The 25,651-nt window shown below is 74.7% G+C and carries 20 protein-coding genes and 1 pseudogene; 10 read left to right on the top strand and 11 right to left on the bottom strand.

The annotated features are described in order from the left end of the window. Nucleotides 1-506: 506 nt before the first annotated feature. From R3E88_22200 to R3E88_22185, 4 genes are read right to left on the bottom strand one after another with little or no spacing between them, the layout of a single operon-like run. Nucleotides 507-1,007, bottom strand: coding sequence for a pilus assembly PilX N-terminal domain-containing protein (locus R3E88_22200; GenBank protein ID MEZ4219192.1), 501 nt, complete (start codon nt 1,005-1,007; stop codon nt 507-509). A gap of 58 nt (nt 1,008-1,065) precedes the next feature. Next, nucleotides 1,066-2,064 (bottom strand): prepilin-type N-terminal cleavage/methylation domain-containing protein, encoded by a 999-nt coding sequence (locus R3E88_22195; protein MEZ4219191.1) that lies wholly within the window; start codon nt 2,062-2,064, stop codon nt 1,066-1,068. 1 nt (nt 2,065) lies between these two features. Then, nucleotides 2,066-2,536, bottom strand: coding sequence for a prepilin-type N-terminal cleavage/methylation domain-containing protein (locus R3E88_22190; GenBank protein ID MEZ4219190.1), 471 nt, complete (start codon nt 2,534-2,536; stop codon nt 2,066-2,068). After that, nucleotides 2,524-3,294 carry a prepilin-type N-terminal cleavage/methylation domain-containing protein gene (locus R3E88_22185; protein MEZ4219189.1) on the bottom strand — a complete coding sequence of 257 codons (771 nt, stop codon included), beginning with the start codon at nt 3,292-3,294 and terminating at the stop codon, nt 2,524-2,526. The genes R3E88_22190 and R3E88_22185 overlap by 13 nt, the downstream gene beginning before the upstream one ends. 233 nt (nt 3,295-3,527) lie before the next feature. On the opposite strand from R3E88_22185, the gene nudC reads away from it, so the two are divergent. Next, on the top strand, nt 3,528-4,370 hold the full coding sequence (gene nudC / locus R3E88_22180; GenBank protein MEZ4219188.1) for an NAD(+) diphosphatase: 843 nt from the start codon (nt 3,528-3,530) through the stop codon (nt 4,368-4,370). Here the strand turns inward: nudC and R3E88_22175 are convergent. The 3 genes and pseudogenes from R3E88_22175 to rplC form a co-directional block, all read right to left on the bottom strand. Continuing rightward, nucleotides 4,367-4,843: a VOC family protein gene (locus R3E88_22175; protein ID MEZ4219187.1), complete on the bottom strand. Its 477-nt coding sequence runs from the start codon at nt 4,841-4,843 to the stop codon at nt 4,367-4,369. The genes nudC and R3E88_22175 overlap by 4 nt on opposite strands. Nucleotides 4,844-4,892: 49 nt before the next feature. Then, nucleotides 4,893-5,423, bottom strand: a pseudogene (locus tag R3E88_22170) (RlmE family RNA methyltransferase). An 85-nt stretch (nt 5,424-5,508) separates the two neighbouring features. Next, complete coding sequence (gene rplC / locus R3E88_22165) at nt 5,509-6,150, bottom strand: 50S ribosomal protein L3 (GenBank protein MEZ4219186.1); 642 nt, start codon at nt 6,148-6,150, stop codon at nt 5,509-5,511. A 145-nt stretch (nt 6,151-6,295) separates the two neighbouring features. Here rplC and R3E88_22160 point away from each other — a divergent pair, with 145 nt between their 5' ends. After that, nucleotides 6,296-7,333 (top strand): isocitrate/isopropylmalate dehydrogenase family protein, encoded by a 1,038-nt coding sequence (locus R3E88_22160; GenBank protein ID MEZ4219185.1) that lies wholly within the window; start codon nt 6,296-6,298, stop codon nt 7,331-7,333. A gap of 41 nt (nt 7,334-7,374) precedes the next feature. Here R3E88_22160 and R3E88_22155 read toward each other — a convergent pair whose 3' ends face one another. Then, nucleotides 7,375-8,406 (bottom strand): hypothetical protein, encoded by a 1,032-nt coding sequence (locus R3E88_22155; GenBank protein MEZ4219184.1) that lies wholly within the window; start codon nt 8,404-8,406, stop codon nt 7,375-7,377. Here R3E88_22155 and R3E88_22150 point away from each other — a divergent pair. From R3E88_22150 to R3E88_22140, 3 genes are read left to right on the top strand one after another with little or no spacing between them, the layout of a single operon-like run. Next, on the top strand, nt 8,405-9,016 hold the full coding sequence (locus tag R3E88_22150) for a hypothetical protein (protein MEZ4219183.1): 612 nt from the start codon (nt 8,405-8,407) through the stop codon (nt 9,014-9,016). The two genes, R3E88_22155 and R3E88_22150, sit on opposite strands and share 2 nt — an antisense overlap. Further along, nucleotides 9,013-9,792, top strand: coding sequence for a glycosyltransferase family 2 protein (locus tag R3E88_22145; protein ID MEZ4219182.1), 780 nt, complete (start codon nt 9,013-9,015; stop codon nt 9,790-9,792). Before R3E88_22150 ends, R3E88_22145 begins: the two co-directional genes overlap by 4 nt. A gap of 2 nt (nt 9,793-9,794) precedes the next feature. After that, a complete protein-coding gene (locus tag R3E88_22140) occupies nt 9,795-11,030 on the top strand; it encodes a glycosyltransferase (GenBank protein MEZ4219181.1) in 1,236 nt (411 codons plus the stop codon). Here the strand turns inward: R3E88_22140 and R3E88_22135 are convergent. Next, on the bottom strand, nt 11,027-11,680 hold the full coding sequence (locus tag R3E88_22135; GenBank protein MEZ4219180.1) for a hypothetical protein: 654 nt from the start codon (nt 11,678-11,680) through the stop codon (nt 11,027-11,029). The two genes, R3E88_22140 and R3E88_22135, sit on opposite strands and share 4 nt — an antisense overlap. A 216-nt stretch (nt 11,681-11,896) precedes the next feature. Here R3E88_22135 and R3E88_22130 point away from each other — a divergent pair, with 216 nt between their 5' ends. The 3 genes from R3E88_22130 to R3E88_22120 all read left to right on the top strand — a co-directional run bounded on the left by R3E88_22130 (nt 11,897) and on the right by R3E88_22120 (nt 16,631). Beyond that, nucleotides 11,897-12,436, top strand: coding sequence for a cupin domain-containing protein (locus tag R3E88_22130; GenBank protein MEZ4219179.1), 540 nt, complete (start codon nt 11,897-11,899; stop codon nt 12,434-12,436). A 204-nt stretch (nt 12,437-12,640) separates the two neighbouring features. Then, a complete protein-coding gene (gene mfd, locus R3E88_22125) occupies nt 12,641-16,171 on the top strand; it encodes a transcription-repair coupling factor (protein MEZ4219178.1) in 3,531 nt (1,176 codons plus the stop codon). A 58-nt stretch (nt 16,172-16,229) separates the two neighbouring features. Continuing rightward, nucleotides 16,230-16,631 (top strand): nuclear transport factor 2 family protein, encoded by a 402-nt coding sequence (locus R3E88_22120; protein MEZ4219177.1) that lies wholly within the window; start codon nt 16,230-16,232, stop codon nt 16,629-16,631. A 6-nt stretch (nt 16,632-16,637) separates the two neighbouring features. Here the strand turns inward: R3E88_22120 and R3E88_22115 are convergent, their stop codons facing one another. After that, nucleotides 16,638-20,255, bottom strand: coding sequence for a ThuA domain-containing protein (locus R3E88_22115; GenBank protein ID MEZ4219176.1), 3,618 nt, complete (start codon nt 20,253-20,255; stop codon nt 16,638-16,640). A gap of 113 nt (nt 20,256-20,368) precedes the next feature. After that, complete coding sequence (locus R3E88_22110) at nt 20,369-20,929, bottom strand: TetR/AcrR family transcriptional regulator (protein ID MEZ4219175.1); 561 nt, start codon at nt 20,927-20,929, stop codon at nt 20,369-20,371. A gap of 686 nt (nt 20,930-21,615) precedes the next feature. Between R3E88_22110 and R3E88_22105 the strand changes: the two genes are divergently transcribed. Next, on the top strand, nt 21,616-22,635 hold the full coding sequence (locus tag R3E88_22105) for a SurA N-terminal domain-containing protein (protein ID MEZ4219174.1): 1,020 nt from the start codon (nt 21,616-21,618) through the stop codon (nt 22,633-22,635). A gap of 7 nt (nt 22,636-22,642) precedes the next feature. Further along, nucleotides 22,643-25,639: an excinuclease ABC subunit UvrA gene (gene uvrA, locus R3E88_22100; protein MEZ4219173.1), complete on the top strand. Its 2,997-nt coding sequence runs from the start codon at nt 22,643-22,645 to the stop codon at nt 25,637-25,639. Nucleotides 25,640-25,651 lie beyond the last annotated feature (12 nt).

Raw genomic sequence — 25,651 nt, 5'->3', positions numbered from 1 at the left:
CGCCAACGAGATCCAGCGCGGCGGGCGGTTTCCGATCCGCGCGTGCGCGAACTCGCGCCGGCTGCGCCGCTCGCCCTCGGCGACGACGACCGACAGCTCGAGCACCTGGCCCTTCCGCGCATCGTCGGGGAGCACGATCGTCGGCGAGTTGCCCGAGAGGATGCGCCGATCGAGCTTCCAGACGTACGCGTACTCGGGGTCGGCGAGCTCGGCGGTGCGCACCTTCGCCTGCACGATCGCGCCGGGCACGAGCTCCTCGTACTGCAGGTCGACGCCGCGGATCATCGAAGGGTCGCCGTGCTCGTCGGCCGCGTCGCCGCGGCGTTCGGACGCGGGCGTCGCAGCGGCCTGCTCGGCCGCGAGATCGACCGCGTCGGGCGTCGTCGAGATCGCGGCGTCGTCGCCGCCGCACGCGAGTGCGAGGCTCGCGAGCGCGAGCGCTGCGAGCGCACGCAGTGCCGGTGTCATCGAACCCCTCCCCCTCGCGCCGGACATCGCCGTGGCCGTCAGTTGCCGTTGAAGCGCTGCGCGGCGATCTCGATGCGCGCGGTCGTGCCGCCCGGCTCGGTGCCCTGCACCTGGATGCGCCACGTCTGCAGGTTGAACTTGGCCGCGCCGCCCTGGCCGATCGAGAGGTTCATGCCCTCGGAGCCGGCGGCGCCGATCGGCGCGATCGGGTTCGCGACGGTCGGGTCGACCGCATAGCTCGGCGTCCCGTACGGGTAGAGCGTCGTGTCGCCCATGTTGCCGCCGCCGACCGACGGCGTGCCCGTCGTCTCGAGGCTGTCGAGCGCCTCGGCGACGGCGGCCTCGGCGGCGTAGAACGCGATGCGCTTGCGGTTCTGGAAGCCGGCCACCTGGCGATCGAGCGCGACCGTGTCGAGTGCGTAGATGCCGACGAAGCTCATCAGCAGCAGCAGGAACATCGCCACCACGAGCGCGGCGCCGCGCTCGCTCTTCCCGTTGCGCCGAGCCGCCTCGTAGCGTCGCCGGAGCTTCGTCGTCATCGTCCGTACCTCACTCGCTCGACCGAGGGTCGCCGTGCGCGCGTCCGCCCGCGCCGCGCTATCGCATCACGAGGTTGCGCAGCAGCTCGCGGCTCGTGTAGACGCGCCGGCGGAAGCCGTCGTTGCCGGCGACCGGGTTGCGGTTGAGCGTCGTCTGGAACTGGCCGTCCGTGAAGTCGAGGTCCTGCACGCGCGTGCGGAGCACGAGGTTCACGAGGATCTCGCGCCCCTGGCTCATGTCGACGTTCCCGGAGACGTAGTCGGGGCCGACGCCGTCGCCGAACGTCTCGTTCGGCTGCTCGACGTTGTCGTCGTTCAGATCCACGAAGTAGGCGACCTGCAGGTCGTCGACGTCGCGCGCGATCTCGAGCCCGTCGCGGGTGAGCACCCCGGCCGCGTCGACGAAGTAGCGATGCGCGGGAACGACCGCGATGTCGGTCGCGCCGGCGGCAGGGCCGAGGCCCGCGCTGTCGATCGACGCCTGGACGTTGCTCGCCCCGATCGCCAGCACCTCGCCGCAGGCCGTGCCGCGGCTCGCGTCGTTGCGGTCGAAGACGATGATCCCGCCGCCGATCTGGAAGTCGGAATCGGCCGCGCCGTTGCCGTCGGTGTCGTAGGTGGCGGCGCCGTCGAGCACCGTCGACGTCAGGCCGCCGAAGTTCTGGGTTCCCGTTCCCGTGCCGTTGTTGGTCGTGCCGACCGCGTTGTCGACGCTCGTGCGGTTGCCCGGGTCGACGACGCTCGCGTCGCTCACGTAGAGGACGTCGCTCGCGTTCTGGTTGTCGAGGCCGCACGCCGCGCCCGCGGCCTGCACCATGAAGCCCGCGTGCCGCAGGTCGCGCTCGATCAGGTCCGCGACGGCGCGCATGTTCTGCTGTGTCTCGGAGACCTGCTCGACGACCTGGTACGCGTCCTGGTTGGTCGAGAACGTCTCCATCGCGTAGATCATCACGATGCCCATCACGAGCATCGCGATGACGAGCTCGATGAGCGAGAAGCCCGCTCGCCGTCGGGCGCGACGCGGGCGCGGTGCCGGAGAGTGCGCGTGTCGCCGCATGTCAGAGGTTCTCGTAGTTGTACCGGACGCTCGAGACCGCATAGCTCCGGTTGGGTCGGTTCGGATCGTTCCAGGTGACGCGCACGTCGATCGACCGGCGCTGCCCCACGACGAGGTCGGTGACGCGCCACGACAGCGCGTAGGTCTGCTCGATCATGTTGACGGGCGCTTCGACGACCTGGTTGACGACGATCGGCGCCGTCCAGCCGCCGGGGTTGAGCGAGGGGTCGTTCCAGCTGACGCGCTGGAGCTGCTCCATCTGGCTCTGCGCGATCGACGCGGCCATCGTCTGGTGACGGCCCGTCGTGCTTCCGCGCAGCGCGTGGATCTGCGCCGCGGCGACCGTGAGCAGCCCGAACGCCAGCACCGTCAGCGCCACCATGAGCTCGATCAGCGTCACGCCGCCGCGGCGGCGATCCGCCGCGCGCGCGGGCGTCGCGGCGAGACGGCGCGAGGTCGTCAGTTCGTCCATGTGTTCGTCCCGGAGTCCCACGTGTGGACGCGAACGCCGCCCATTGGCGCGAGCGTCGTGGCGTAGTCGCGCTTGCCATCGGTCACGTAGATCGACCCGCTCCCGCTGCCCGTGGTCCCGATCGTTCCGCAGCCCGTGACGGCGCTGCCCGTGAACGCGACGGGCACGCCGTCGCCCGCGCGGAAGAGCACGAACGGGATCGGCGTCGCCGGGTTCGCGGGGCTCGCGAAGGTGGAGCCCGTTCCGAGCGCGACGGCGCCCGTGTCGTTGGGCGCGCGCACGGTCGCGGTCGAGACGTCCCAGTTGATGTTGGGCTTGGCGGGGAAGGGAACGGTGGTCTCGCCCGGGTCGATCGAGCAGTTGCCGTTCGCGTCGTTGACGACGACGATCGGCGCCATCTCGCCGGGGTCGTTCTGGAGTGGCGTGCCGAGCGGGTCGACCGGGAGGCCGGCGCCGTCGACGCCGGTGAGCGCCGTGATGCCGAACAGCACGACGTGCGGGTTGCCCGTGCGGATCGCCTCGGTGCGCGCGAGCGTGAAGGCGTCGGCGATGTCGCGCGCGGCGCCCCGCGCGTGCTGCGCGTCGATCCAGCCGTTGAAGCGCGCGAAGCCCATGCTCGCGATGATTCCGATGATCGCGAGCCCGATGACGATCTCGACGAGCGTGATGCCGCGCTGCGAACGCCGCGCGACACGACGCTCGTCGCGAGCGCCGTGCGGATCGCGCCGCCAACGGACCCGGGCTCCCCCCGACTTCACATCCAGGACCTCCGCGCGGTCGATCGCGCGCGTGGTGCCGTCGAAGCGCCGACGCGCGCGAGATGGACGAAGGCGCGCCGACCGCGCGCCACGACGGCTCCCTAGCGGCGGGCTCGCGTGAATTCTTGAGGCGAGGCCCCGAGTTGCCGGCTGCTCGCGACGGGCGCTCGCGAGCGGCGGCGCGCCGCGCGCAGCCGTCGTGCACGGCGCGCGCTGGTGTAGGCTGCGCGGCCATGTCGCTCGCCGAGGACGCGCTCTTCTTCCCCGCGATCGCCGCGCCGGATGCGATCGACGGGCCCGTCCAGTGGTTCGTGTTCCGCAAGCGCGAGCTGCTCGTCACGGCTGCCGGCGCGCTGCCGCCCGAGCCCGAGATCCGTCGCCACCGTTTCGGGCCCGAGCGAACGCTCTACCTCGGCGCGTTCGGCGAGGTGCACTGCTTCGCGGCCCAGGTGCCGGACGCGTCGACCCCGCCGCCCGGGATGACCTACCGCGACCTCATGTCGCTCTACGCGAGCCTGCCGGTCGCGCACCACCAGGTCGCGGGCCGCGCCGCCCAGCTCATCGACTGGGATCGCACGCACCAGTTCTGCGGCGCGTGCGGCGGCCCGACGGACCCGTCGCCGACCGACCGCTCCCGCGTCTGCCGCGACTGCGGCCTCGGGCAGTTCCCGCGCCTCGCGCCGGCGATCATCGCGACCGTCGAGCGCGACGACGAGATCCTCCTCGCCCGCTCGCCGCACTTCCCGAAGGGCCTCTACAGCACGATCGCGGGCTTCGTGGAGCCCGGCGAGAGCCTCGAGGAGTGCGTGGCGCGCGAGATCCGCGAGGAGGTCGGCGTCGAGGTCGAGGACGTGCGCTACTTCGGCAGCCAGCCCTGGCCGTTCCCGAACTCGCTCATGCTGGGCTTCACGACGCGCTGGCGGGCGGGAGACGTGCGCGTCGACCCGAGCGAGATCGAGGACGCGCGCTGGTTCCACTGCGACGAGATGCCGGTGCGGTTTCCCGGCAACGTCAGCATCTCGCAGTGGCTGCTCGACGACTTCCTGCGCCGCCGCCGCGGCGCGGGCGCCGCCTAGCGCTCGAGCTTCGCGAAGGCCTCGCGCACCTCGGCGGGCGCCTGCACGAGCTCGACGAGCACGCCCTCGGCGCCGATCGGCGACTCGGCGTTGCCCTTCGGGTGGATGAAGCAGACGTCGTGGCCGGCCGCGCCCTTGCGGATGCCGCCGGGCGTGAAGCGCACGCCCTGCGCCTCGAGCCACGCGACGGCCGCGTGCAGGTCGTCGATCCACAGCCCCACGTGGTTGAGCGCCGGGTCGTGCACCTTCGGCCGGCCTTCGGGATCGATCGGCTGCATCAGGTCGACCTCGACCTTGAACGCCCCGGCGCCCGCCGTCGCGATGTCCTCGTCGACGTTCTCCTTCTCGCTCCGGTAGGTGCCGGTCGGCGTCAGCCCGAGGACGTCGATCCAGAAATGGCGCAGCCGCTGCTTGTCGGGGCCGCCGACGGCGATCTGCTGGATGCCGAGGACCTTGAACGGGCGATCGGACACGGGATGGCTCCTTCGGGGCGGGGGTGGCGCGGGCGCGCAGTCTAGGCGCTCAGCCGCGGAAGTCCGCGGCGAGCAGGTAGCGCTCGGTGCTGCCCTTGCGGGTCGCCTCCGTCTTCACGGTCTTCGCGCGCGCGAAACGCGAACGGATTCGCTTGTCGATCGCCTGCGCCTCGGGACCCTCGAGGATCTTGACGAGCAGGCGCCCGCCCGGCCGCAGGAGCTCGCCGAGCAGCCGCTCGACGGCCTCGAGCAGGCGCTCCTCGTGGGCGCGGTCGACGTCGCGGATGCCCGTCAGCTTGGGCGCCGCGTCCGAGAGCAGGACGTCGCAGCGCTCGCGCCCGAGCGCCGCGCGCAGGACGCCGGCGAGCGCCGGGTCCTCGAGGTCGCCCGTCAATGCGACCGCGTTCCCGATCTCGAGCGGCGGCTCGATCGCGGCGAGGTCGACGCCGACGACGCGACCCTCGCGGCCGACCGCGGCCGCCGCGCACTGCAGCCACCCGCCCGGCCAGCAGCCGAGGTCGACGACGGCGTCGCCGCGCCGCAGCACGCGATGCGCGCGCTGCAGCTCCTCGAGCTTGTAGAAGGCGCGCGACGCGACGCCCTCGCGCTTGGCGCGCTGGTGGAAGTGATCCTTGCGGTCGTAGCGGGCGCGCGAGGCGACGGCGCTAGCGCGGCGCGATCGCCGCGCGCACGCGGACGATCGCGTTGCGGTGGCCGGGAACGCCGCCGCGCACGAAGAGCAGGTTGCGCTCCGGGTCGACCTTCACGACGACCAGGTTGCGCAGCGTCGTGCGCTCGTTGCCCATGCGGCCCGCCATCGGCAGGCCCTTCACGACGCGCGCCGGAAACGCGCCGGCGCCGATCGAGCCGGTGTGCCGCCGGTTCTCGTGCGTGCCGTGCGTCTTGCGCTTGACGACGAAGTTGTGGCGCTTCACGACGCCCGCCGTGCCGCGGCCCTTCGAGGTGCCGACGACGTCGATCTTCTGACCCGCCTCGAAGACGTCGCAGCGGACCTCGGCGCCCGGCTCGAGGCCGGCGGCCTCGTCGGCCGTGAGGCGGCTCTCCTTCAGGTGGCGTCGCGGCGCGACGCCCGCCTTCTCGAAGTGCCCGAGCTCGGCCTTGTTGAAGAGGCTGCGGCGTCGATCGCCGTAGCCGAGCTGGACGGCCGTGTAGCCGTCGCTCTCCTCGGTCTTCTTCTGGACGACGACGTTCGGCTCGGCGGCGAGCACGGTGACGGGGATGCACTCGCCCGCGTCGTCGAAGATCTGCGTCATGCCGACCTTGCGGCACATCAGCTCGATGGACATGTTCCGGGTCTCCGTAAAGGCCATGGCGGGTGCGCTCGAAACGGAGCGCGCCTTCCCTGCGCCATCGTCGTGCGGCGCGTGCCAGCGGGCCGGGGCTCGAGCCGCAGGGCTCGAGGGCGGCGCAATATAGGAGGGGGCCCAGGCCATGTCCACGTCGGGGGGGAAGAGGGCGATCGAGGCGGTGCTGATCCCGGGCGACGGGATCGGCCCCGAGGTCAGCGAGGCCGCGGTCGCCGTCGTCGAGGCCGCCGGCGTCGACGTGCGCTGGCAGCGGTTCGAGGCGGGCGCGTCCCAGCTCGCCGTCCACGGCACGCCCCTCCCGAAGGAGGTGCTGGTCGCGATCCACGCGGTCGGGCTCGCGCTCAAGGGTCCGATCGCCACGCCCATCGGCACCGGCTTCCGCAGCGCGAACGTGACGCTCCGCCAGTCGCTCGACCTGTACGCGTGCGTGCGCCCGGTCAAGATCATCCCGACGCTCGCCGGCCCCTACGCCGACCGCGCGATCGACCTCGTGATCGTCCGCGAGAACACCGAGGACCTGTACGCCGGCCTCGAGCACCGCGTCGCCCCGGGCGTGTGCGAGTCGATCAAGGTCGTGACCGAGGCGGCGTCGCTGCGGATCGCGCGCTTCGCGTTCGAGCTCGCCCAGCGCCAGGGCCGCCGCACGGTCACGGTCGTGCACAAGGCCAACATCATGAAGCTCACGGACGGGCTCTTCCTCGACTGCGCCCGCCGCACCGCGCGCGACTTCGCCGACGTCGAGCTGCGCGAGATGATCATCGACAACTGCGCCATGCAGCTCGTGCTGCGGCCCGAGCAGTTCGACGTGCTGCTGCTCCCGAACCTCTACGGCGACATCGTCTCCGACCTCGCGGCCGGGCTCGTCGGCGGGCTCGGACTCGTGCCGGGCGCCAACGTCGGCGCGTCGTGCGCCGTGTTCGAGGCCGTGCACGGGAGCGCGCCCGACATCGCGGGGAAGGGCGTCGCGAACCCGTCGGCCATCGTACTCTCGGCCGCGGAGATGGTGCGCCACGTCGGCGAGGACGCGATCGCCGACCGCATCGTGCGCGCCGTGCACACGGCGCTCGCCGACCCCGTCAACCGCACGCGGGACCTCGGCGGCGACGCGACGACCGCGTCGCTCACGCGCGCCATCATCGCGGCGCTCGGGTCCGGTCGTTAGGTAGTCTCCCGCGCGTGACCGACGCGCCGCCGCTCCGCCCCTCACTCGTGCTCGCACTCGACGGCGCGACCTTCTCGGTGATCGAGCCGATGGTCGCGCGGGGGGAGCTGCCGCACCTCGCGCGCGCGCTGCGCGAGGGGCGCGCCGCGCCGCTGCCGAGCGTGATCCCGCCCGTCACGTTCCCCGCCTGGTCGTCGTTCGCGACGGGCCTCGAGCCCGGCGACCACGGCGTCTTCGACTTCACGCAGAAGGTGCCGGGCGCCTATCGACTCCGCTTCGCGAACGCGAGCGATCGCGCGGGCACGTCGCTCTTCCGGCGCGTCTGCGACGCGGGCGGCCGCGTGCTCGTGCTCGGGATGCCCGCCGCGTTCCCGCCCGAGCCGCTCGACGGCCTGCTCGTGTGCGGCTTCGACGCCCCCGTCTCGACCGGGACCGACGAGCGGAGCGCGAGCGACCCTGCTCTCTACCGCCGCATCGCGAGCGCAGTGGGGCCGTGGATGCGCCCAGACATCGACGAGAGCGCGCGCGACGCCGGCTTCCACGAGCGCGCCGTCGAGACGCTGCTCGCGCGCGTCGAGCGCAAGGAGCGCTTCGCGCTCGAGGCGCTGCGGGTCGTCGCCGAGCAGGGCCCGCCCGCGCTCGCGATGGTCGTGTGGAGCGAGAGCGACACCGTCGGGCACCACTACTGGCGCGACCACGACGCGCACTCGCCGCGCCACGACCCTCGCGCGAGCGCGGCGCGCAAGGGCGCGATCGAGGCGGTGTACGCGCGGCTCGACGCGGCGTGCGGCGCGTTGCGCGCGGCCTTCGAGCAGCTCCACGAAGGACGCGACCCGGCGTGCTTCGTGCTCTCCGACCACGGGATGGGCGGCGCCGCGCGCTTCGTCGTGCACGTGAACGCGCGCCTCGCCGAGGCGGGCCTGCTCGCGCGCGCGCCACGCGGGGGCGGGCCTCGATCCGCGCCGCGCGCGCGCGCGCGACGCCGCCCTGCGCGCGCCCCCCGCGCCCGTCGCGCAGGCGCTCTTCCGCCGCGCGCGCGCGGCCGCCGCGCGGGTCGAGAGCGCGGCGCGCATGGGCGGCTTCGACTGGGCGCGCACGCGCGCGTGGAGCGAAGAGGCGAACACGAGCCCCGGCGTCTGGATCAACCTGCGCGGCCGCGAGGCGAAGGGCTGCGTCGCCCCCGCCGACTACGAGGCCACGCGCGACGCGGTGATCGAGGCGCTCGCGAGCTGGCGCCTTCCCGGCCCGGGCGGCGCGCCCGTCGTCCGGCGCGCGCTGCGGCGCGAGGAGGTCTACCGCGGCCGCTTCGTCGAGCGCGCGCCCGACGTCGTCGTCGAGCTCGCGCTCGTGGACGGCTACGGCCTGTCGCTCGTCCCGACGCCGTGGGGCGACACCCCTGCGAGTGCGCGCGCGCTGTCCCCTGAAGAATGGGGAGGCGGCCGCGGCCGCGGCATGAACGGCACCCACCGGCGCGACGGCATCTGGATCGACGCCACCGCCGCACTCGACGCCGCCCCGGCCGGCCTCGCCGACGCGGCCCCGGCCATCGCGCGCGCGATGCGCGTCGCGTGGCATTCCGACCCGCACGCGCGTGGCGAAGCCGAGCGCGCGCGGCGAGACTACGACGCCGACGAGGACGCCATCGTGGCGGAGCGTCTTCGCGCACTGGGGTATCTCGAGTGAGCGCCGACGCCGCCGTCGCGCAGCTGCCCGCGCGGGCGCTGTCGCTCGTCTTCCCGGTGTTCGACGAGGCCGAGAATCTCGGCGAGCTCGTCGACACCGCGCTCGAGATCGCCACCCGCCTCGCACTCGACTTCGAGATCGTGCTCGTCGACGACGGCTCGCGCGACGGCAGCGACGCGCTGATCGACGCCTACTGCGCCGCGAACCCGCGCATCCGGTCCGTGCGCCATGCGAGCAACGTGGGCTACGGCGCCGCGCTGCGCGCGGGCCTGCGCGAGGCGCGCGGCGAGCACGTGTTCTTCAGCGACGCGGATCTGCAGTTCGACCTCGCGGAGATCGAGAAGCTGCTCGCGCACGCGGGCGACTTCGACATCGTCGCCGGCTACCGCAGCCCGCGCCGCGACCCGTGGCCGCGCCGCGCGCTCGCGTTCGGATGGGGCGCGCTCGTGCGCGCGCTCTTCGGTCTGCGCGTGCGCGACATCGACTGCGCCTTCAAGCTGTTCCACCGGCGCGTCGTCGACGCGATCCCGATCGCGTCGATCGGCGCGTTCGTGAACACCGAGATCCTCGTGCGCGCACGCGGGGCGGGCTTCCGCGTCCACCAGGTTCCGGTGTCGCACCGCCGGCGGCGGCGCGGCGTGCAGTCGGGCGCGCACCCGCGCGTGATCGCGCGCGCGCTCTGGGAGCTCGTCGCCCTCGCGCGCGAGCTGCGCGCGCCCACCGCTTCCCGCGCGGCTCGCGGGCCGGTCGCCGCGCCGGTCGCGCGCGAACGCTAGGCGTGCCTCCGGGCCCGCGCGGACGGCGCATCCTCGCGATCGGCGCCTTCCCGTTCCCGTATCCACAAGGGTCGCAGGTCTTCGCGGGCGAGCAGGCGCAGGCGCTCGCCCGCGCCGGCGCGCAGGTCGCGTTCGCGTGCTACGGCGCGAGCGTCGGGCGCGCGCCGGAGGGCGTCGCGCTCGTGCGCTCGTCGCAGCGCATCGCCCCGCGCACCGGCCGCTCGGGGCCGTCGCTCGCGAAGCTCGCCGCCGATCCGGCCCTCGTCGCGACCGTCGTGCGCGCGCAGCGCGCGCGGCGCTTCGACCTGGCGCTCGCGCACAACGCCGAGGCCGCGCTCGTGGCGATGGCCGCGCGCGCGTGCACGGGGCTTCGCTTCGTGTACGTCGCGCACACGCTGCTCGAGCGCGAGCTGTCGGCCTACGCGCCGTCGTCGCTCGCGCCGGCCGCCGACGCGGCGGGACGCGCGCTCGACCGCCTCGTCGCGGGCGCCGCGGACGGCGTCGTCGCGCTCGCGCGGCAGAGCGAGCGCGTGCTCGCGCGCGCGGCGCGCGGGCCGCTCGCGCGCATTCCGCCCGGCCTCGCCCCGAGCGCGCCGCCGTCCGAAGCCGCGCAGCGCGCGGCGTGCGCGCGACACGGCCTCGCTCCGCGCGGCTTCTTCCTCTACGCCGGCAACCTCGACGGCTACCAGGAGCTCGCGCTCCTCGACGCGTCCGCGCGCGAGCTCGGCCGCGACGCGCCTCCGGTCGTCGTCGCCACGCACGACGCCTCGGGAGCCGACCGCTTTCCGAACCTCCGCGTCGTCGAGCTCGACGACTTCGCGCAGGTCCGCGAGCTCGCGTTCGCGGCGACGGCGCTCGTTCTCGCCCGACGTCGCGCGGGCGGCTTCCCGATCAAGCTCCTCAACTACATGGAGGCCGCGCGTCCCATCGTCGCGTTCGCGGACGTCGCGGACGGGCTCGTCGACGGCGAGACCGCACTGCTGCTCGGATCGCGCGACGGGCCGCGCGAGCTCGCCGCGGCGCTCCGCGCCGCCGCCGCCGACCCCGCGCGCGCGCGCTCGCTCGGGAGCGCGGCGCACGAGCACCTGCGGGCCGCGCACGACTGGCCCGCGCTCGCCGCGCGCACCCTCGACCTCGTCGACCGCGCACTCGACACCCGGCCGACCGCGCGCGGGTCTGCGCCCGTCGGCGCGCACACGCGCGGCGCCGCCGGAGGAGACCCGACTCGCGACGCCTAACGAGCGGGGCGCGCCGCGCGCGCCGCGATGGCGGGCAGCAGGAGGAAGAGCGCGAGCGCCGAGACGGCGAACTGCGCCGCCGTCACCTCGGGCGGCTCGGTCCACGCCGATGCCAGCTGCACGAGTGCCATCGCACCCGCGAGGCCGAGCACGGGGGCGCGGCGGTGCGCGAGCGCGGCGCCCGGCGCGCAGCACCACACCGCCGCAGCGACGAGCAGTCCGAGCTCGAGCGCGAGGGCCGCCGCCGGCGCGTCCCACAGCGAGAGGCCGAGCTTCGGGGCGAGCCACCCGCCCGCGAGCGTCATGTCGGGCCGGTGGACGAGCACGTCGGCGAGCCAGTGCGAGGCGGCCGCGCCCGCCGCCGCCCAGGCCGCCGCCGCGCCGCGCGCCGGCGCCGCGATGCGCACCGCGGCGAACGCGAGTGCCGACCACAGCGCGGTTCCGAGCAGGCTGTGCGTGTACGGCATCCAGTCGAGGACGAGCGGGTTGGAGGGCAACGAGCGGTCGAACGCCACCGTCTCGACGCCCGCCAGCACGAGCGCCGCGAACGCGATGTCGACGAGCTGCACCGCGAGGAACGCGGCCCACAGCGGAAGCGCCGGTGCGACGCGCGACGCGGCGAACGCCGCGGCGTAGTGGCCCATCATCACGGCGACGCCCTCCGCCGCGCGCGTCCGGCGCGCAGGCCCCCCGCGCGCGGAGAGCACGCAGGCGCGCGCGCGAGCCGCGCGCGCGACGTGTCATCCTATCGCGAACGCAACGCGACCCGCGCGGCGGCCGCGCCGCAGGGAGCCGCCGACGCGTGTGCCGCGAGCCCGCGACCCGCGGCGAACGGCGCGCGCTCCGCGCAGGCCCGGAGGAACCCCGTGTCCCGTCGCTCCCCGCTCGTCACACCGCCCGGATCGCCGCGCGCCGCAAGGCGCTCGCACCTCGCCGCCGCGCTCGCCTGCACCGCGCTCACCGCCGCAGCCTGCGCCGTCGCGGCGTGCGCGACGGGCACGCAGCCCGCCGTCCTCGACGCCCTCACCGCACACGCGCGCACGACGACCGAGCTCCGCGCGCTCGCGCGTCGGATGGAGCTTCCGCCCGGCGCCGCGGCGCGCGTCCTCGAGCTCGCCCGCGACGCCGACACGAGCCAGCACCTCGTCGCCGTGCGCGACCGCGAGGAGCTCCACCGCCACGATCGCCACGCGATCACGGTGGTGCTGCTCGCGGGGCACGGCCGCATGCACATCGCGGGCGAGGAGCGCGCGGTCGGCGAGGGCTCGATCGTGCACGTGCCGCGCGGCGTCGTGCACGCGTTCATCAACGAGAGCCCCGAGCCGGCCGTCGCCTTCGTCGTCTACGCGCCGCCCTACGACGGAAACGACCGCGTCCCGGCGACCGAGCGCGCGTCCGCGCGCTGACGCGCCGCGCGGGCGGCTACACTGCGCGGCCGCCGCAGCGGGTGCGGCGCTCGTCTCGCCTCCGCACGCACCGGGCGCACCCCGGCGCGCGCGCGAGGTCGGGGCGTTCGTGCGCTCGCACGCCGCGCCAGCGCCGCGACGGCACGCGGAACACGGTGCGACGACGCGCGCACTCGCGCGCGACGAGGAGCAGACGCGGGAGACGTGAGGACGCTCGAGGACATCGCGCGCGAGGCCGCGAGGCGCGAGCGCCCGCTGCGCATCACCGGGCTGCGCGGCGGCGCGCGCACCGCGGCGCTCGCCGAGCTCGTGCGCGCGCACGGCGACCGGCCCGTGCTCGTCGTCGAGGCGAGCTCCAAGGCCTGCGACCGCGCGATCGAGGACCTCCGCTGCGCGCTCGGCGGCGAAGCCGCACCGCGCGTCTGCGCGTTCCCGCGCCACGACACGCTCCCGTACGAGCGCTTCTCGCCGCAGCCGTTCGTCGTCGCGCAGCGGATGGACCTGCTCTACCGCTGGCTCGCCGACCCGGGGCGCGCGGGCAGCGCGCGGCGCGAGCCGCCGCCGGTCGCGGTCGCGCCGTGGAGCGCGCTCGCGCTCCGCGTTCCCGCGCGCGACGTCGTGCGCGGTGCGACCGTGCACCTCGAGGTCGGCCGCGCGATCGACCGCGACGCGCTCGTCGAGCTGCTCGTCGCGGCCGGCTACGCGCGCATGGCGATCGTCGAAGAGCGCGGCGAAGTGGCCGTGCGCGGCGGCATCGTCGACGTGTTCCCGCCGCAGCGCGCGCTGCCGCTGCGCATCGAGCTGCTCGGCGACGAGATCGAGTCGCTGCGCGAGTTCGACCCGGCGAGCCAGCGGTCGCAGGAGAAGCTCGACCGCGCCGCCGTGCCGCCGCCGCGCGAGCTGCTGCTCACGCGCGAGCGCGCGATCGCGATCCAGGACGACCTCCGCCTGCGCGCGCTCGAGCAGGGCGCGCCCGAGAAGGCGGCGGACGAGCTCGTCGAGGCGCTCGTGCGCGGCCACCTGCCTCCCGGCATCGAGGCCCTCGCCGGCCTCCTGCAGCCCGCGCAGGAGACCGTCTTCGACTACCTGCCCGACGACGCGCTCGTCGTGCTCGACGACCCGGATGCGGCGGGCGAGCGGCTCGCGCAGTACGTCGCCGACGCCGAGTTCAACTACGAGACGGCGCGCGAGGCGGGCCGCATCTGCTCGCCGCCCGCCGAGCTCCTGCTCGACGCCGATGCGACGCGCGCGCGCACGCAGGAGCGCGCGCCGGTCGCGCTCGAACGGCTCGACGTGCAGGACGACGCGGGCCCGCACCGCATCGCGGTCGCAACGCGCGGCCACGACGAGCTCCGCCGCGCGCTCGCGCGCTCGCGCACCCACGAGCGCGCGCTGACGCCACTCGCCGACCAGCTCGGCCTATGGCAGACCGAGCGCTACCGCGTGACGGTCGCGTGCCACGCGCTCTCGACCGCCGAGCGCCTCGTCGCGCTGCTGCGCGCCTACGGCCTCGAGCCGCGGCTCGCGAACGACGCGCGCCCCGTGTGGAAGTGGTCGGCCCCCGGCCGCATCGAGGTGCGCGTCGCGCTGCTCGGCGAGGGCTTCGAGCTCCCCGACGAAGCGCGCGCCGTCGTGACCGAGGAGGAGGTCTTCGGCCAGCGCGAGCGCTCGCGCCGCGCCGCGGTGCGCGAGAGCTGGCAGGAGGGCATGGCCGTCGAGGGGCTCGGCCAGCTCGCCCCCGGCGACTTCCTCGTGCACGAGGAACACGGCATCGGGACGTATCGCGGGCTCGTCGAGGTGAAGGTGCGCCACCTCGCGAACGAGATGCTGCGCATCGACTACGCGGGCGGCGACCGGCTCTTCCTCCCGGTGCACCGGCTCAACCTCGTGCAGCGCTACGGCGCGGCCGACGGCGTGCAGCCGCGGCTCGACCGGCTCGGCGGCGCCACGTGGGAGCGCGCGAAGGCGAAGGTGAAGCAGTCGCTGCGCAACATGGCGCAGGAGCTGCTCTCCGTGCACGCCGCGCGCGAGCTCGCGGCCGGCTACTCGTTCTCGCCGCGCGACGCCTACTTCGAGGAGTTCGAGGCGGCCTTCCCGTACGAGGAGACGGTCGACCAGCACGCCGCGATCGAGGACGTGCTCGCCGACATGCAGAGCGGCCGCCCGATGGACCGCCTCGTGTGCGGCGACGTCGGGTACGGGAAGACGGAGGTCGCGGCGCGCGCGGCGTTCCGCGCGGCGATGGACGGCAAGCAGGTGGCCTTCCTGGTGCCGACGACCGTGCTCTGCCTGCAGCACTACGAGACGCTGTGCAAACGCTATGCGGGCTACCCGATCCGCGTCGCGATGCTCTCGCGCTTCAGCTCGCCGAAGGACGCGCGCGCGACGCTCGAAGGGCTCGCCGACGGTTCGGTCGACATCGTCGTCGGCACGCACCGTCTGCTGCAGAAGCGCGTCGTGTTCCGCGACCTCGGGCTCCTCGTCGTCGACGAGGAGCACCGCTTCGGCGTCGGCCACAAGGAGCGCATCAAGCAGCTCAAGAAGACGGTCGACGTGCTCACGCTCACGGCGACGCCGATCCCGCGCACGCTGCAGCTCGCGTTCACGGGCGTGCGCGAGCTCTCGGTCATCAACACGCCGCCGGCCGATCGGCTCGCCGTGCGCACGCAGGTGTCGCGCTTCGGCGAGCCGCTCGTCCGCGAGGCCATCCTGCGCGAGGTGCGGCGCGGCGGGCAGGTGTTCTACGTGCACAACCGCGTCGGCTCGATCGGCGCGGTGGCGGACATGCTCGCGCGCGTCGTGCCCGAGGTCCGCGTGATCGTCGCGCACGGGCAGATGAAGGAGAGCGAGCTCGAGGACAGGATGCACGCGTTCGCGCGCGGCGACGCGGACGTGCTCCTGTGCACGACGATCATCGAGAGCGGCATCGACATCCCGCGCGCGAACACGATCCTGATCGACCGCGCCGACGCGCTCGGGCTCGCGCAGCTCTACCAGCTGCGCGGCCGCGTCGGGCGCAGCGACCACCGCGCCTACGCGTACCTGCTGATCCCGATCCAGCAGGACGCGCTGCCGCCCGACGCACAGCGCCGCCTCGAGGCCATCCAGGACCTGTCGGAGCTCGGCTCGGGCTTCCGGCTCGCGAACATGGACCTCGAGATCCGCGGCGCGGGCAACATGCTCGGCGCCGAGCAGTCGGGAAACCTCGCGGCCGTCGGCTACGAGACCTACATGGAGCTGCTCGAGGAGACGGTCGAGGAGCTGCGCGGCACGCTGCGCGAGCACGAGATCGACCCCGAGATCCGCCTGCCCGTGCAGGCGCGACTCCCCGAGGACTACGTCGCCGACGTCTCGCAGCGGCTCGTGCTCTACAAGCGCCTGTCGAGCGCGCGCGAGGAGGACGACATCGCGCGCATCCGCGACGAGATCCTCGACCGCTACGGGCCGCTGCCGCCCGACGGCGAGCACCTCGTCGACGTCATCCGCATCAAGGCGCTCGCCGCGCGGCTCGGCGTCGTCGCGGTCGATCTCGCGCGCGGCGAGCTCGTGCTCACCGTCGGCCCGAGCGCGAAGATCGACCCGCAGCGGCTCGTGAACCTGCTTACCGGCGGGAGCAACGAGCTGCGCGTCAGCCCGGACCACAGGATCTACGCACCCGCACCGCTCCACGGCGGTGCGCCCGCACTGCTCGACGCGGCGAAGAGCGTGCTCGCCAGGCTCGCGGGCGCGTCGTAGAGTGCGCGGCCCCGCTCGCGGCCCTCACGGCCGCGACACGACGAGCCGAGGAGCGCGCATGAGCACGACGGAAGAGACCCGCAAGATCGTCTTCGAATACCTCGGAGCGCAGGCGCAGGGCGACGGCGCGAAGATGGCCGCGCTGCTCGCCGACGACGTCCAGTGGACGCCGCCCGCCGCCGCCGGCCTCGGCGCGCCGAAGGGCCGCGACGCCGTGCTCGCCGCGATGGGCGGAGCGGGCGCGAAGTTCTTCGACCTCGCGACCATGAAGGTCGACGTGAAGTGGATCGTCGCCGACGGCGACCGCGTCGTGATGCGCACGCACAACGCCTGCAAGGCCGCGAACGGGCGCGACTACTCGAACGAGTACGTCTGGGTCTACCGCGTCGCGGACGGCCGGATCGTCGAGATCGAGGAGCACGTCGACTCGCAGCGCTTCAAGGAGATCGTGCTCGACTAGCGTCGCCTAGCGAGCTCCGGCGTCCTGCGAGCGGATGGCGTCGTCTCCCGCCGAGGCGTCGTCGGCGCGCAGCGGCCCGCGCGCGAGGAACGCCGCGAGGTCGGCCGCGTCCTGCGGCGCGAGGCCGAGTGCGGCCGCGCTCGGCATCAGGTCCGACGTGGGCGCGAGCATGCGCGCGAGGATCTCGCGGCGGGAGAGCCGCGCGCCGACCTCGCCGAGGTCGGGCCCGATCGCACCGCCCTCGCCGCCCACCGCGTGGCACGCGCGGCAGGGCGCTGCGCCGCGCGCGAAGAGGTCCGCGCCGCGCGCGGCGTCGGCGGGGCGGGCCGCGAGCTCCTCGGCGCTCCCGAGTGCGCGCGCGGCACGCGCGCGCTCCTCCTCTCCCGCGTCCGCGAGCGCGCGGAAGTCCACGTAGAGCGCCGGGTCGTACTGCGGCTCGAGGTCGTGGCCGACGCCGAACGCGAGCCCGTGCGTCGTGGCGTTGCGATCGAGCCACCAGGCGGCGCGTCGCGCGAGCGCCGCGTCGGCGATGCGGGTCGCGTCGCGGAGCGCGAGCGCGGCCTCCCGCGCGGGCGTGAACGCGAGGGCGTCGAGCGCGCGCTCGCGGGCGGCCGCGTCGAGTGCGGGGGAGAGCGCGCGAACGCGCAGCGCGGGCACGGCTTCGGGCGGGTGGAGGCGCCAGGCGAGCGCCGCCATGGCCGCGCTCCACGCCGTGGCATCGGCCGGCTCGCGCGCGGCGGCGGCCGCGTAGAGCTCGCGCTCCTTCCCGTCCGCACCGGCGCCGAGGGCTTCGAGCTCGGTGCGGTCGTCGGCGTCGAGGCGCGCGACCAGCTCGAGCAGCACCTCGCGCGCCTCGCTCCACGGGCGCGCGCGCATCGCGAGCGCGGCCTCGCGTCGCGCGGCGGCGTCGCCGCTGCGCGCCATCGCGAGCGCGTCGCCCGTGGTCGCTTCTCCGGCGCGCCGGAGCGCGCGGTACGCCGCGACGCGGAGCGCAGCGTCCTCGTGCACGAGTGCGCGTGCGCGCGCCGCGAGGCCCGCGGACGGCAGCAGCCACACGGCGCGCGCGCGCACGAACGGGTCGGGGTCGTCGAGCAGCGCGCGCACCACAGGCGCCGCGCGCGCGCCCTCCCGGCGGAGCGCGTCGAAGCCCAGCGCGCGCACGTGCACGGCCGGGCTGCGAAGCGCGCGCACGGCGCCGTCGATCGCGCCGACGTCCGGCGGCGCGGGGCGCGGGAGCGGCTCGCCGCGACGCGCGATGCGGTAGACGGCGCCGAGCCGCTGCGCGTCCGCCATCGTGCTGCCGCCGACGTACGCGTCGAGCCAGTCGGCGACGTAGAGCGCACCGTCGGGCCCGATCGCGACGTCGGACGGCCGGAAGCGCACCGGGTCGGCGCCGGCGGGAGCGACATAGCGTCGGTCGAGGCCGAGCGCGCGGAAGATCGGCTCGAACCACGCCTCCTGCGCGCCGCGGCCACGCGCCTCCATCGCCTTGCGCACGAAGTAGCCGGCGAGCCCCGTCGCGCGCTCGCCGCGCGAGACGTCGGTGCCCGCGAGCTCGCGCGTCGGGTTCGTCGTGACGAGGTCGAAGCGCGTCGACGCCAGCTCGAAGCCCGCGCCGCGCGCGACGGGTCGATAGGCGAGCAGCGTCTCGAGCGCGGCGTCGGCGGAGATCACGGCTCCGCGGTAGCGAGGGCCGAGCCCGTCGCCCTCGTTGACGACGATCCCGGTCGGTGCGCCGGAGCCGTAGACGTCGCCCGCCGGCGCGATGCCGGGGTCGCGCTGGCGCCAGTGCGCGGATGCCACCGGCTCGTCGGGACGGCGGTCGAGCACCCACGTGCGCGTGCCGTCGTTCGAGGCGAAGCCCGCGTTGGCGTGCTCCATCACCCACGTCGTGCGCGACGCGTCGCCGTCGTCGTTGTCGTTCTGGAAGAGCTCGCCCGCGCTCGTGAAGGCCTGCTCGTAGGAGTTGCGGAGGTTGTGTGCGACGACTTCGAACGCGCGCGCGCGCTGCTCGCGCCCGGGCGACGGGTCGAACCGGAAGGACGCGCCGCCGACGTAGACGCGCCCGTCGTCGCTCGCGGGTGCGAGCGCGTCCGGCGCGTCGCCGCGGCCCTTGAACCGGAAGCGGCGCCCGTCGCCGTCGACGACGTCCGCGCCGTCGTTGCCGAAGCTTCCGTACCACGCGCCGTCGGGGCCGACGACGACCGCGTGCAGCGCGTGGTCGCTGTCGTGGCCGGCGAAGCCGTCGAGCAGCACGCGCCGCCGGTCGACGCGCGGGTCGAACCGCAGGTCGCCGTCGACGTCCGTGTACTCGACGAGCGCGGGCGCCATGGACACGAGGACCCGGTTGCCGACGACCGCGATGCCGAGCGGCGCGTCGAGCGACGGATCCTGCACGAAGACGTGCGACGCGTCGGCGGCGCCGTCGCCGTCGCGATCCTCGAGCACGACGATGCGGTCGCCCGCCGCGCGCGCCCCGGGCGCGCCGCGGTAGTTCCAGCCCTCCGCCACCCAGACCCGGCCGCTCGCGTCGACGTCGATGTTGGTCGGGTTGTAGAGCAGGGGGCTCTCGGCGAAGACGCGGATCTCGAGGTCGTCGGGAAGGTGGAAGCGCTCGAGTGGCACGTGCGACGGCGCGGCGACCGCGAGGCCGAAGCGCTCGCGGACCGCGTCCGCGTCGAACCCCCACGGCTCGCGCTCGTCCTGCCCGGCGCGGAGCTCGTCGAAGGTCGGCGTTCGCGACGCGACGCCATCTCGCGGGACGTCGCGACCCGCGACCCACACGATCGCGTTCAGCAGCAGCGTGCGGAACGCGTCGTTCCCGAGATTCCAGTGGTAGTGGCCGCCGGTGAACCCGAGGCCGCGGCCGCCGTCCGGGCGCTCGAGCGACCAGACGAGCGTCTCGCGCCGTCCGCTCTCCCGTGCGACGCCGTCGGGCGGTGCCGCCCACGGCCAGAACGCGCTGACGCGCGCGCGGTCGTCGTCGGTCGGCACCGCCGTCGCGATCGCGCGCAGGCGACCCGGGCCGGCGCTCTCGCTCGCGCCTCGCGGCGGCTCGGGGAACCGGATGCGGAAGTACCACTCGTCGTGGATGCGGACCGGGCCGTGGACGCCTCGCGCGACCGGGTGGGCGGGATCGAGCGCGAGCTCCGCGTCCCACTTCGGATTCGTCGAGTAGCCGGTCTCGTAGTAGCCGCCGATCCAGCGCTCGAAGGCGCGGCCGGCCTCGCCGCGCGGCACGTGGACGGCCCAGTGAAGCGCCAGGATGCCCGCGCCGCGCCGCGCGAGCGCATCGAGCTCGTCGAGGTGGTCGAGCGCGAGGTGCGCGCCGCGCCCGTCCATCGAGAGCACGACGGCCGCGGCGCCCTCGAGCGCGTGCGGGTCCTCGGGCCAGCCCTCGTAGACCTCCGCGTCGAGCCCGAGCCCCGCCTCCTCGACGGCGGTGGCGAGCAGGCGCGCCCCGGCCCGGTACTCGTGCTCGCCGTACCCGTGGCTCCGCCCGCCCGCGATGAAGACGACGCGCTCCGTGGCGAGCGAGGACGCGGCTTCGGCCGCGGCGGCCGCGGCGACGAGGTGGATGACGCAGGCGGCCAGGCAGGCGAGCTGGATCGCGACGCGCGTCATGGCGGGCGGTATGACGCGCGTCGCGGAAGCTGCGTCAGGCGCGTCGAACCTCGCGTCGCGGCTCCCTGCACCGGCGGGAGCGCGCCGCGGCGCGCGCCGACCGCCCCGACGCGTCACCCCGGCCTCCGCGCGCCGGCGGCCAGCGGGTGCAGCGCGGCGAGCGTCCTCGCGAGCGCCTCGCGATCCGCGCGGCGCGGATCCTCGAGCCACCAGATCAGCGTGCCACTCGCCATGGCCCACCACGCGCGCGCGGCGATCTCGGCGTCGAGCTCGGCGTCGAGCTCACCCGCCTCGCGGCTCGCCGCCAGCCGCCGCGCGAGTGGACGGGTCGAGAGCTGGAGAGCCGGGCGGCCGGGCCTCGACGAGGGCGGCCGCCCGAATGCGGCGCGGAAGCGTTCGGGCGATGCGGCCGCGAAATCGACGATGACGCGCGTCATGGAGCTCGCGTCAGAAGGTGCGTCGAGAAGAGCGGATCCGAGCTGCTCCCAGGCCGAGAACGTGACCGCGTCGGCCAGCGCGTGCTTGTCGGGGAAGAGCCCGTAGAAGGTGCCGACGCCGATGCCCGCGGTGCGCGCGACCTCGTTCGTGTTCACGCCCTCGATGCCGCGCTCCGCGAGGAGCCGCTGGGCGACCTCGATCACGCGCGCGCGAATCGTCTCGCGAGGCTGCTTCACGATCGTGATGATGACACAGATATCGATATCGAGAATGGGAATTCTCGATCTGCTCGTGTCGAGTGCTCGGAGGTATCAATCGGCGAGATCGATGCGCCCGTCGTTTCCGCTCGCGACTTCGCGCTGGCGGGCCGCGCCGCGCGCGAGCGGGACCGCGGCCGCGAACTCCTCACTCGCCGCTCGCCGGGCGCGCGCTGCACCCCGACCATCGCGAGTGGGCCGCAGGCGCCCCCTCGTCCGGGTCGGCGGCCCGCCGGTCCGTGGGAGTTCGACGAGGCGTCGCGAAGGACGCGCCTTGCGTCATCGCCCCGGGGCTCCGTGAATCGATCGGCGTCATCGCCAGCGAGCGGCGCCGAGGTGGGAGGGAGTCCGCGCGGTCGGGGCCTCGCCGACGACCGGGTGCAGGCGCGGCGCCCGATGCGCGGCGCTTCCGCGCGCGACGACGGCGCGGGAACGAGTCGGGCCGTGCGGGGTCGCTAGACTCCGCCGCTCGCGTCCGTCCTCGGCGCCCTGCGCCGCTTCCGGTCGACGAGCGTCGGTCGTCGTCCGCGCGCCCACGCGGGTGTCCGGGTCCGGGGCCGGGTCCAGAACGGGTCGACCGGGCCCTTCGCCGCGCGCGCGTTCGCGCTCGCCCGTCGCGCCGAGGGCCGGTGCCGCGCCGAGGCTGCTTCCGCATCGGGGGGTCCATGCACATCGCCAAGCGCGCAGCGCTCCTGCTCGCACTCGTCATCGCCCCGCTCGCCGCCGGCTCGCGCGCGTCGGCGCGCGAGCTCGTCGACGGCATCGCCGCACAGGTGGGCGACGAGATCGTCCTGATCTCCGAGGTCGAGGCGATGATCCGGCCCTACGAGAAGCGCATGCGCGACCAGGGCGCGACCGACGCCGACATCCAGGTGATGCGCGGCGAAGTGCTCGAGCGCCTGATCGAGCAGCGGCTCGTCTCGACGATGGTGAAGCGCCTCGAGCTCTCCGCCACCGACCCGGAGGTCGACGAGGCCATCGCGAGCATCGCGCGCGACGCCGGCATCAGCGTTCCGCAGCTCGTCCGCAGCGTCACGAGCCACGGGCTCTCCGTCGCCGAGTACCGCGAGAAGCTCCGCAGCGAGATCGAGCGCTCGAAGGTGATCAACGGAATGGTCCGCTCGCGCGTCAAGGTGGGCGAGGGCGAGCTCCGCGCGCTCTACGCCGAGCGGCACGCGAGCCAGCCGAGCGGCGGCGAGGAGGTGTACCTGCGGCACATCCTCGTGGCATCGGGAACGGATTCGCTGCGCGATCAGGACACGGCGTGCGCGATCGCGGCCGAGGGGCGCGAGCGCATCGCGCGCGGCGAGATCTCGTTCCCTGCACTCGCGCGCGAGATCTCGGACGTGAACGGCGAGCGCGGCGGCGACATGGGCTGGATCCACACGAGCGAGATCGCGGCCTGGATGGCGCCCGTCGTGCGCGGCATCGGCGACCGCGGCGTCAGCGACGTCGTCGTGATGCCCTTCGGATGCAACCTGCTCGAGGTGGTCGAGCGCCGCTCGTTCCGGCCCGTCTCGTTCGAGGACGCGCGCCCCGAGCTCGAGCAGGAGATCGGGTCGCGCAAGACGGAGCAGGAGTACGTGAAGTGGATCGAGAGCGTGCGCGCCGAGACGTACATCGAGCGCAAGGGCGTCTACGCGGAGGGGGCGCGCGTCCTGCAGATGCAGGGCGGGCGCCGCTGAGGCGAGCGTGACGTCCGGCGCAGCGCGCGGCGACGCGCGCGCACGTGCGGCGGGCTCGCTGCTGCGGCTTCCGCCGCGTCCCGCTCCCGACGCCATCTCGATCCGCGGCGCGCGCGAGCACAACCTGCGCGACGTCGACCTCGACATCCCGCGCGGGAAGCTCGTCGTCGTCACGGGGCTCTCCGGCTCGGGCAAGTCGTCGCTCGCGTTCGACACGCTCTACGCCGAGGGACAGCGACGCTATGTCGAGTCGCTGTCCGCCTACGCGCGCCAGTTCCTCGACCAGATGAGCAAGCCCGACGTCGACGCGATCGACGGGCTCTCGCCCGCGATCGCGATCGAGCAGAAGACGGCGAGCCGCAGCCCGCGCTCGACCGTCGGCACGGTGACCGAGATCCTCGACTACCTGCGCGTGCTCTACGCGCGGGCCGGCGAGCCGCACTGCTGGGAGTGCGGCAACCCGATCTCGAGCCAGACGCCGGCGCAGATGGCCGAGCGCGTGCTCCGCCTTCCGGAGGGCACGCGCGCGTGGGTGCTCGCGCCGGTCGTGCGCGGGCGCAAGGGCTCCTACAAGAAGGAGCTCGAGCAGCTGCGCAAGCAGGGCTTCGTGCGCGCGCGCATCGACGGCGCGATGCGCGACCTCGACGACGACGTCGCGATCGAGCGCACGAAGCGCCACGACATCGACGTCGTCGTCGATCGCATCGCGGTCAAGGCGTCGGTGGGCGCGCGCCTGCGCGACTCGATCGAGCAGGCGCTGCGCCTCGGCGACGGCCTCGTGCGCATCGCGATCGGCGATGCGGGCGCGGCGGCGGGCGGCCACGGCCACGGCGACGCGCGAGCCGCGAGTGCCGGCGCCGGCGCGCAGGAGTGGACGCTCAGCGCGTCGTCCTCGTGCGCGGACTGCGGCACGTCGTTCCCCGAGATCGCGCCGCGCCTGTTCTCGTTCAACGCGCCTTCGGGCGCGTGCCCGGACTGCAACGGCCTCGGCGTCCGCCACGTGCTCGACCCGGCGCGCATCGTCCCCGACCCGACGCTTCCCCTCGCGCGCGCGATCGCGCCGTGGCGCGCCGGGCGCGGGCGCGTCGGGCTGTACTACGAGCGTCTCCTCGAAGGGCTCGCCGCGCACTTCGGCGTCGAGCTCGCGACGCCGTGGGGCGAGCTGCCGGCGCGCGTGCGCGACGGCATCCTGTTCGGGACGGGCGACGCGGCGATCGAGCTCGCGCTCGAGACGCGCAAGCGCGCGCGCAAGCGGAGCGTCGCGCGCACCTGGGAGGGCGTCGTCGACGAGCTCGAGCGGCGCGAGGCGACGGCGCGCGAGGACGGCGCGATCGACGGCGCGGAGGAGCGCGAGCTCGAGCGCTACCGCAGCCCCGTCGCGTGCGAGGCGTGCGAGGGCGCGCGCCTGCGCCCCGAAGCGCGCAGCGTGACGCTGCTCGGGCGCGGCATCCACGACGTCGCGCGCCTCCCGATCGCGTCGCTGCCCGCGTTCGTCGACGAGCTCGAGGCCTCGCTCACCGGCACGCGCGCCGCCGTCGCGCAGCGCGTGCTCGGCGAGATCCGCGATCGCGCGCGCTTCCTGTGCGACGTCGGCCTCGCCTATCTCACGCTCGACCGGCCGGCCGCGACGCTGTCGGGCGGCGAGGCGCAGCGCATCCGGCTCGCGACGCAGATCGGGTCGCGCCTCATGGGCGTGCTCTACATCCTCGACGAGCCGTCGATCGGCCTGCACGCGCGCGACTGCGGGCGGCTGCTCGCGAGCCTCGAGCAGCTGCGCGACATCGGCAACAGCGTCGTCGTCGTCGAGCACGACGAGGAGACGATCCGGCGCGCGGACTGGGTCGTGGACATGGGGCCCGGGGCTGGCGTGCACGGAGGCCACGTGGTCGCGTGCGGAACGCCGGCCGAGATCGAGGCCGACGCCGCATCGCCCACGGGCGCCTACCTCGCGGGACGCGAGCGCATCGCCGCACCCCGCACGCGGCGCGCGGGCTCGGGCCGCGCGCTCGTGCTCGGCGGCTGCCGCGAGCACAACCTCAAGGATGTGACGCTGCGGATCCCGCTCGGCACGCTCACGGTCGTGACGGGCGTGTCGGGCTCGGGCAAGTCGTCGCTCGTGCGCGACACGCTGCACCGCGCGCTCGCCGCCCGCCTCCACGGCGCGCGCGAGACGCCCGGTGCGTTCGCGACGCTCGCCGGCCTCGAACACGTCGACAAGGTCACGTCCGTCGACCAGTCGCCGATCGGACGCACGCCGCGCAGCAACCCGGCGACCTACGTCGGCGCGTTCGACGGCATCCGCCGCGTCTTCAGCCAGGTGCCCGAGGCGCGCGTGCGCGGCTTCGGGCCGGGTCGCTTCTCGTTCAACGTGAAGGGCGGGCGCTGCGAGGCGTGCCAGGGCGACGGCCTCCTGCGCATCGAGATGCACTTCCTGCCGGACTCGTTCGTGACGTGCCAGACGTGCGGCGGCCGTCGCTACGACCGCGAGACCCTGGCCGTGAAGTACAAGGGCGCGAGCATCGCCGACGTGCTCGAGATGACGGTCGAGGAGGCGGCGACGCTGTTCGAGAACGCGGGCGCAGTGGCGCGGCCGCTGCGCATGCTCGAGGAGGTCGGGCTCGGCTATCTCGCGCTCGGCCAGCCCGCGACCACGCTGTCGGGCGGCGAGGCGCAGCGCATCAAGCTCGCGCGCGAGCTCGGCAAGCGATCGACCGGGCGCACGCTCTACCTGCTCGACGAGCCGACCACCGGCCTGCACTTCGCGGACGTCGCGAAGCTGCTCGAGCTGCTGCAGCGTCTCGTCGAGCTCGGCAACACCGTCGTCGTCGTCGAGCACCACGTCGACGTGATCCTGGCCGCCGATCACGTCGTCGACCTCGGTCCGGAAGGAGGCGAGGACGGAGGCGAGATCGTGGTAGAAGGCACTCCCGAGGACGTCGCGCGTTGCGCGCGCAGCCACACCGGCCGCGCGCTGGCAGAGCGCCTTCGCCGCGCTGCGCGCTGAGGCTCCGTCTCG

This window comes from Myxococcota bacterium, assembly GCA_041389495.1.
Lineage (GTDB): Bacteria > Myxococcota_A > UBA9160 > UBA9160 > UBA4427 > JAWKRT01.
This window is presented reverse-complemented; position numbering and strand designations above follow the sequence as displayed.

Excerpts from the sequence above, each read along its gene's own strand:
- R3E88_22200 (MEZ4219192.1), bottom strand. The coding sequence starts at position 1,007 with ATGACGACGAAGCTCCGGCGACGCTACGAGGCGGCTCGGCGCAACGGG.
- R3E88_22195 (MEZ4219191.1), bottom strand. The coding sequence starts at position 2,064 with ATGCGGCGACACGCGCACTCTCCGGCACCGCGCCCGCGTCGCGCCCGA.
- R3E88_22190 (MEZ4219190.1), bottom strand. The coding sequence starts at position 2,536 with ATGGACGAACTGACGACCTCGCGCCGTCTCGCCGCGACGCCCGCGCGC.
- nudC (MEZ4219188.1), top strand. The coding sequence starts at position 3,528 with ATGTCGCTCGCCGAGGACGCGCTCTTCTTCCCCGCGATCGCCGCGCCG.
- rplC (MEZ4219186.1), bottom strand. The coding sequence starts at position 6,150 with ATGTCCATCGAGCTGATGTGCCGCAAGGTCGGCATGACGCAGATCTTC.
- R3E88_22160 (MEZ4219185.1), top strand. The coding sequence starts at position 6,296 with ATGTCCACGTCGGGGGGGAAGAGGGCGATCGAGGCGGTGCTGATCCCG.
- R3E88_22150 (MEZ4219183.1), top strand. The coding sequence starts at position 8,405 with ATGGGCGGCTTCGACTGGGCGCGCACGCGCGCGTGGAGCGAAGAGGCG.
- R3E88_22155 (MEZ4219184.1), bottom strand. The coding sequence starts at position 8,406 with ATGCGCGCCGCGCTCTCGACCCGCGCGGCGGCCGCGCGCGCGCGGCGG.
- R3E88_22120 (MEZ4219177.1), top strand. The coding sequence starts at position 16,230 with ATGAGCACGACGGAAGAGACCCGCAAGATCGTCTTCGAATACCTCGGA.
- R3E88_22115 (MEZ4219176.1), bottom strand. The coding sequence starts at position 20,255 with ATGACGCGCGTCGCGATCCAGCTCGCCTGCCTGGCCGCCTGCGTCATC.
- R3E88_22105 (MEZ4219174.1), top strand. The coding sequence starts at position 21,616 with ATGCACATCGCCAAGCGCGCAGCGCTCCTGCTCGCACTCGTCATCGCC.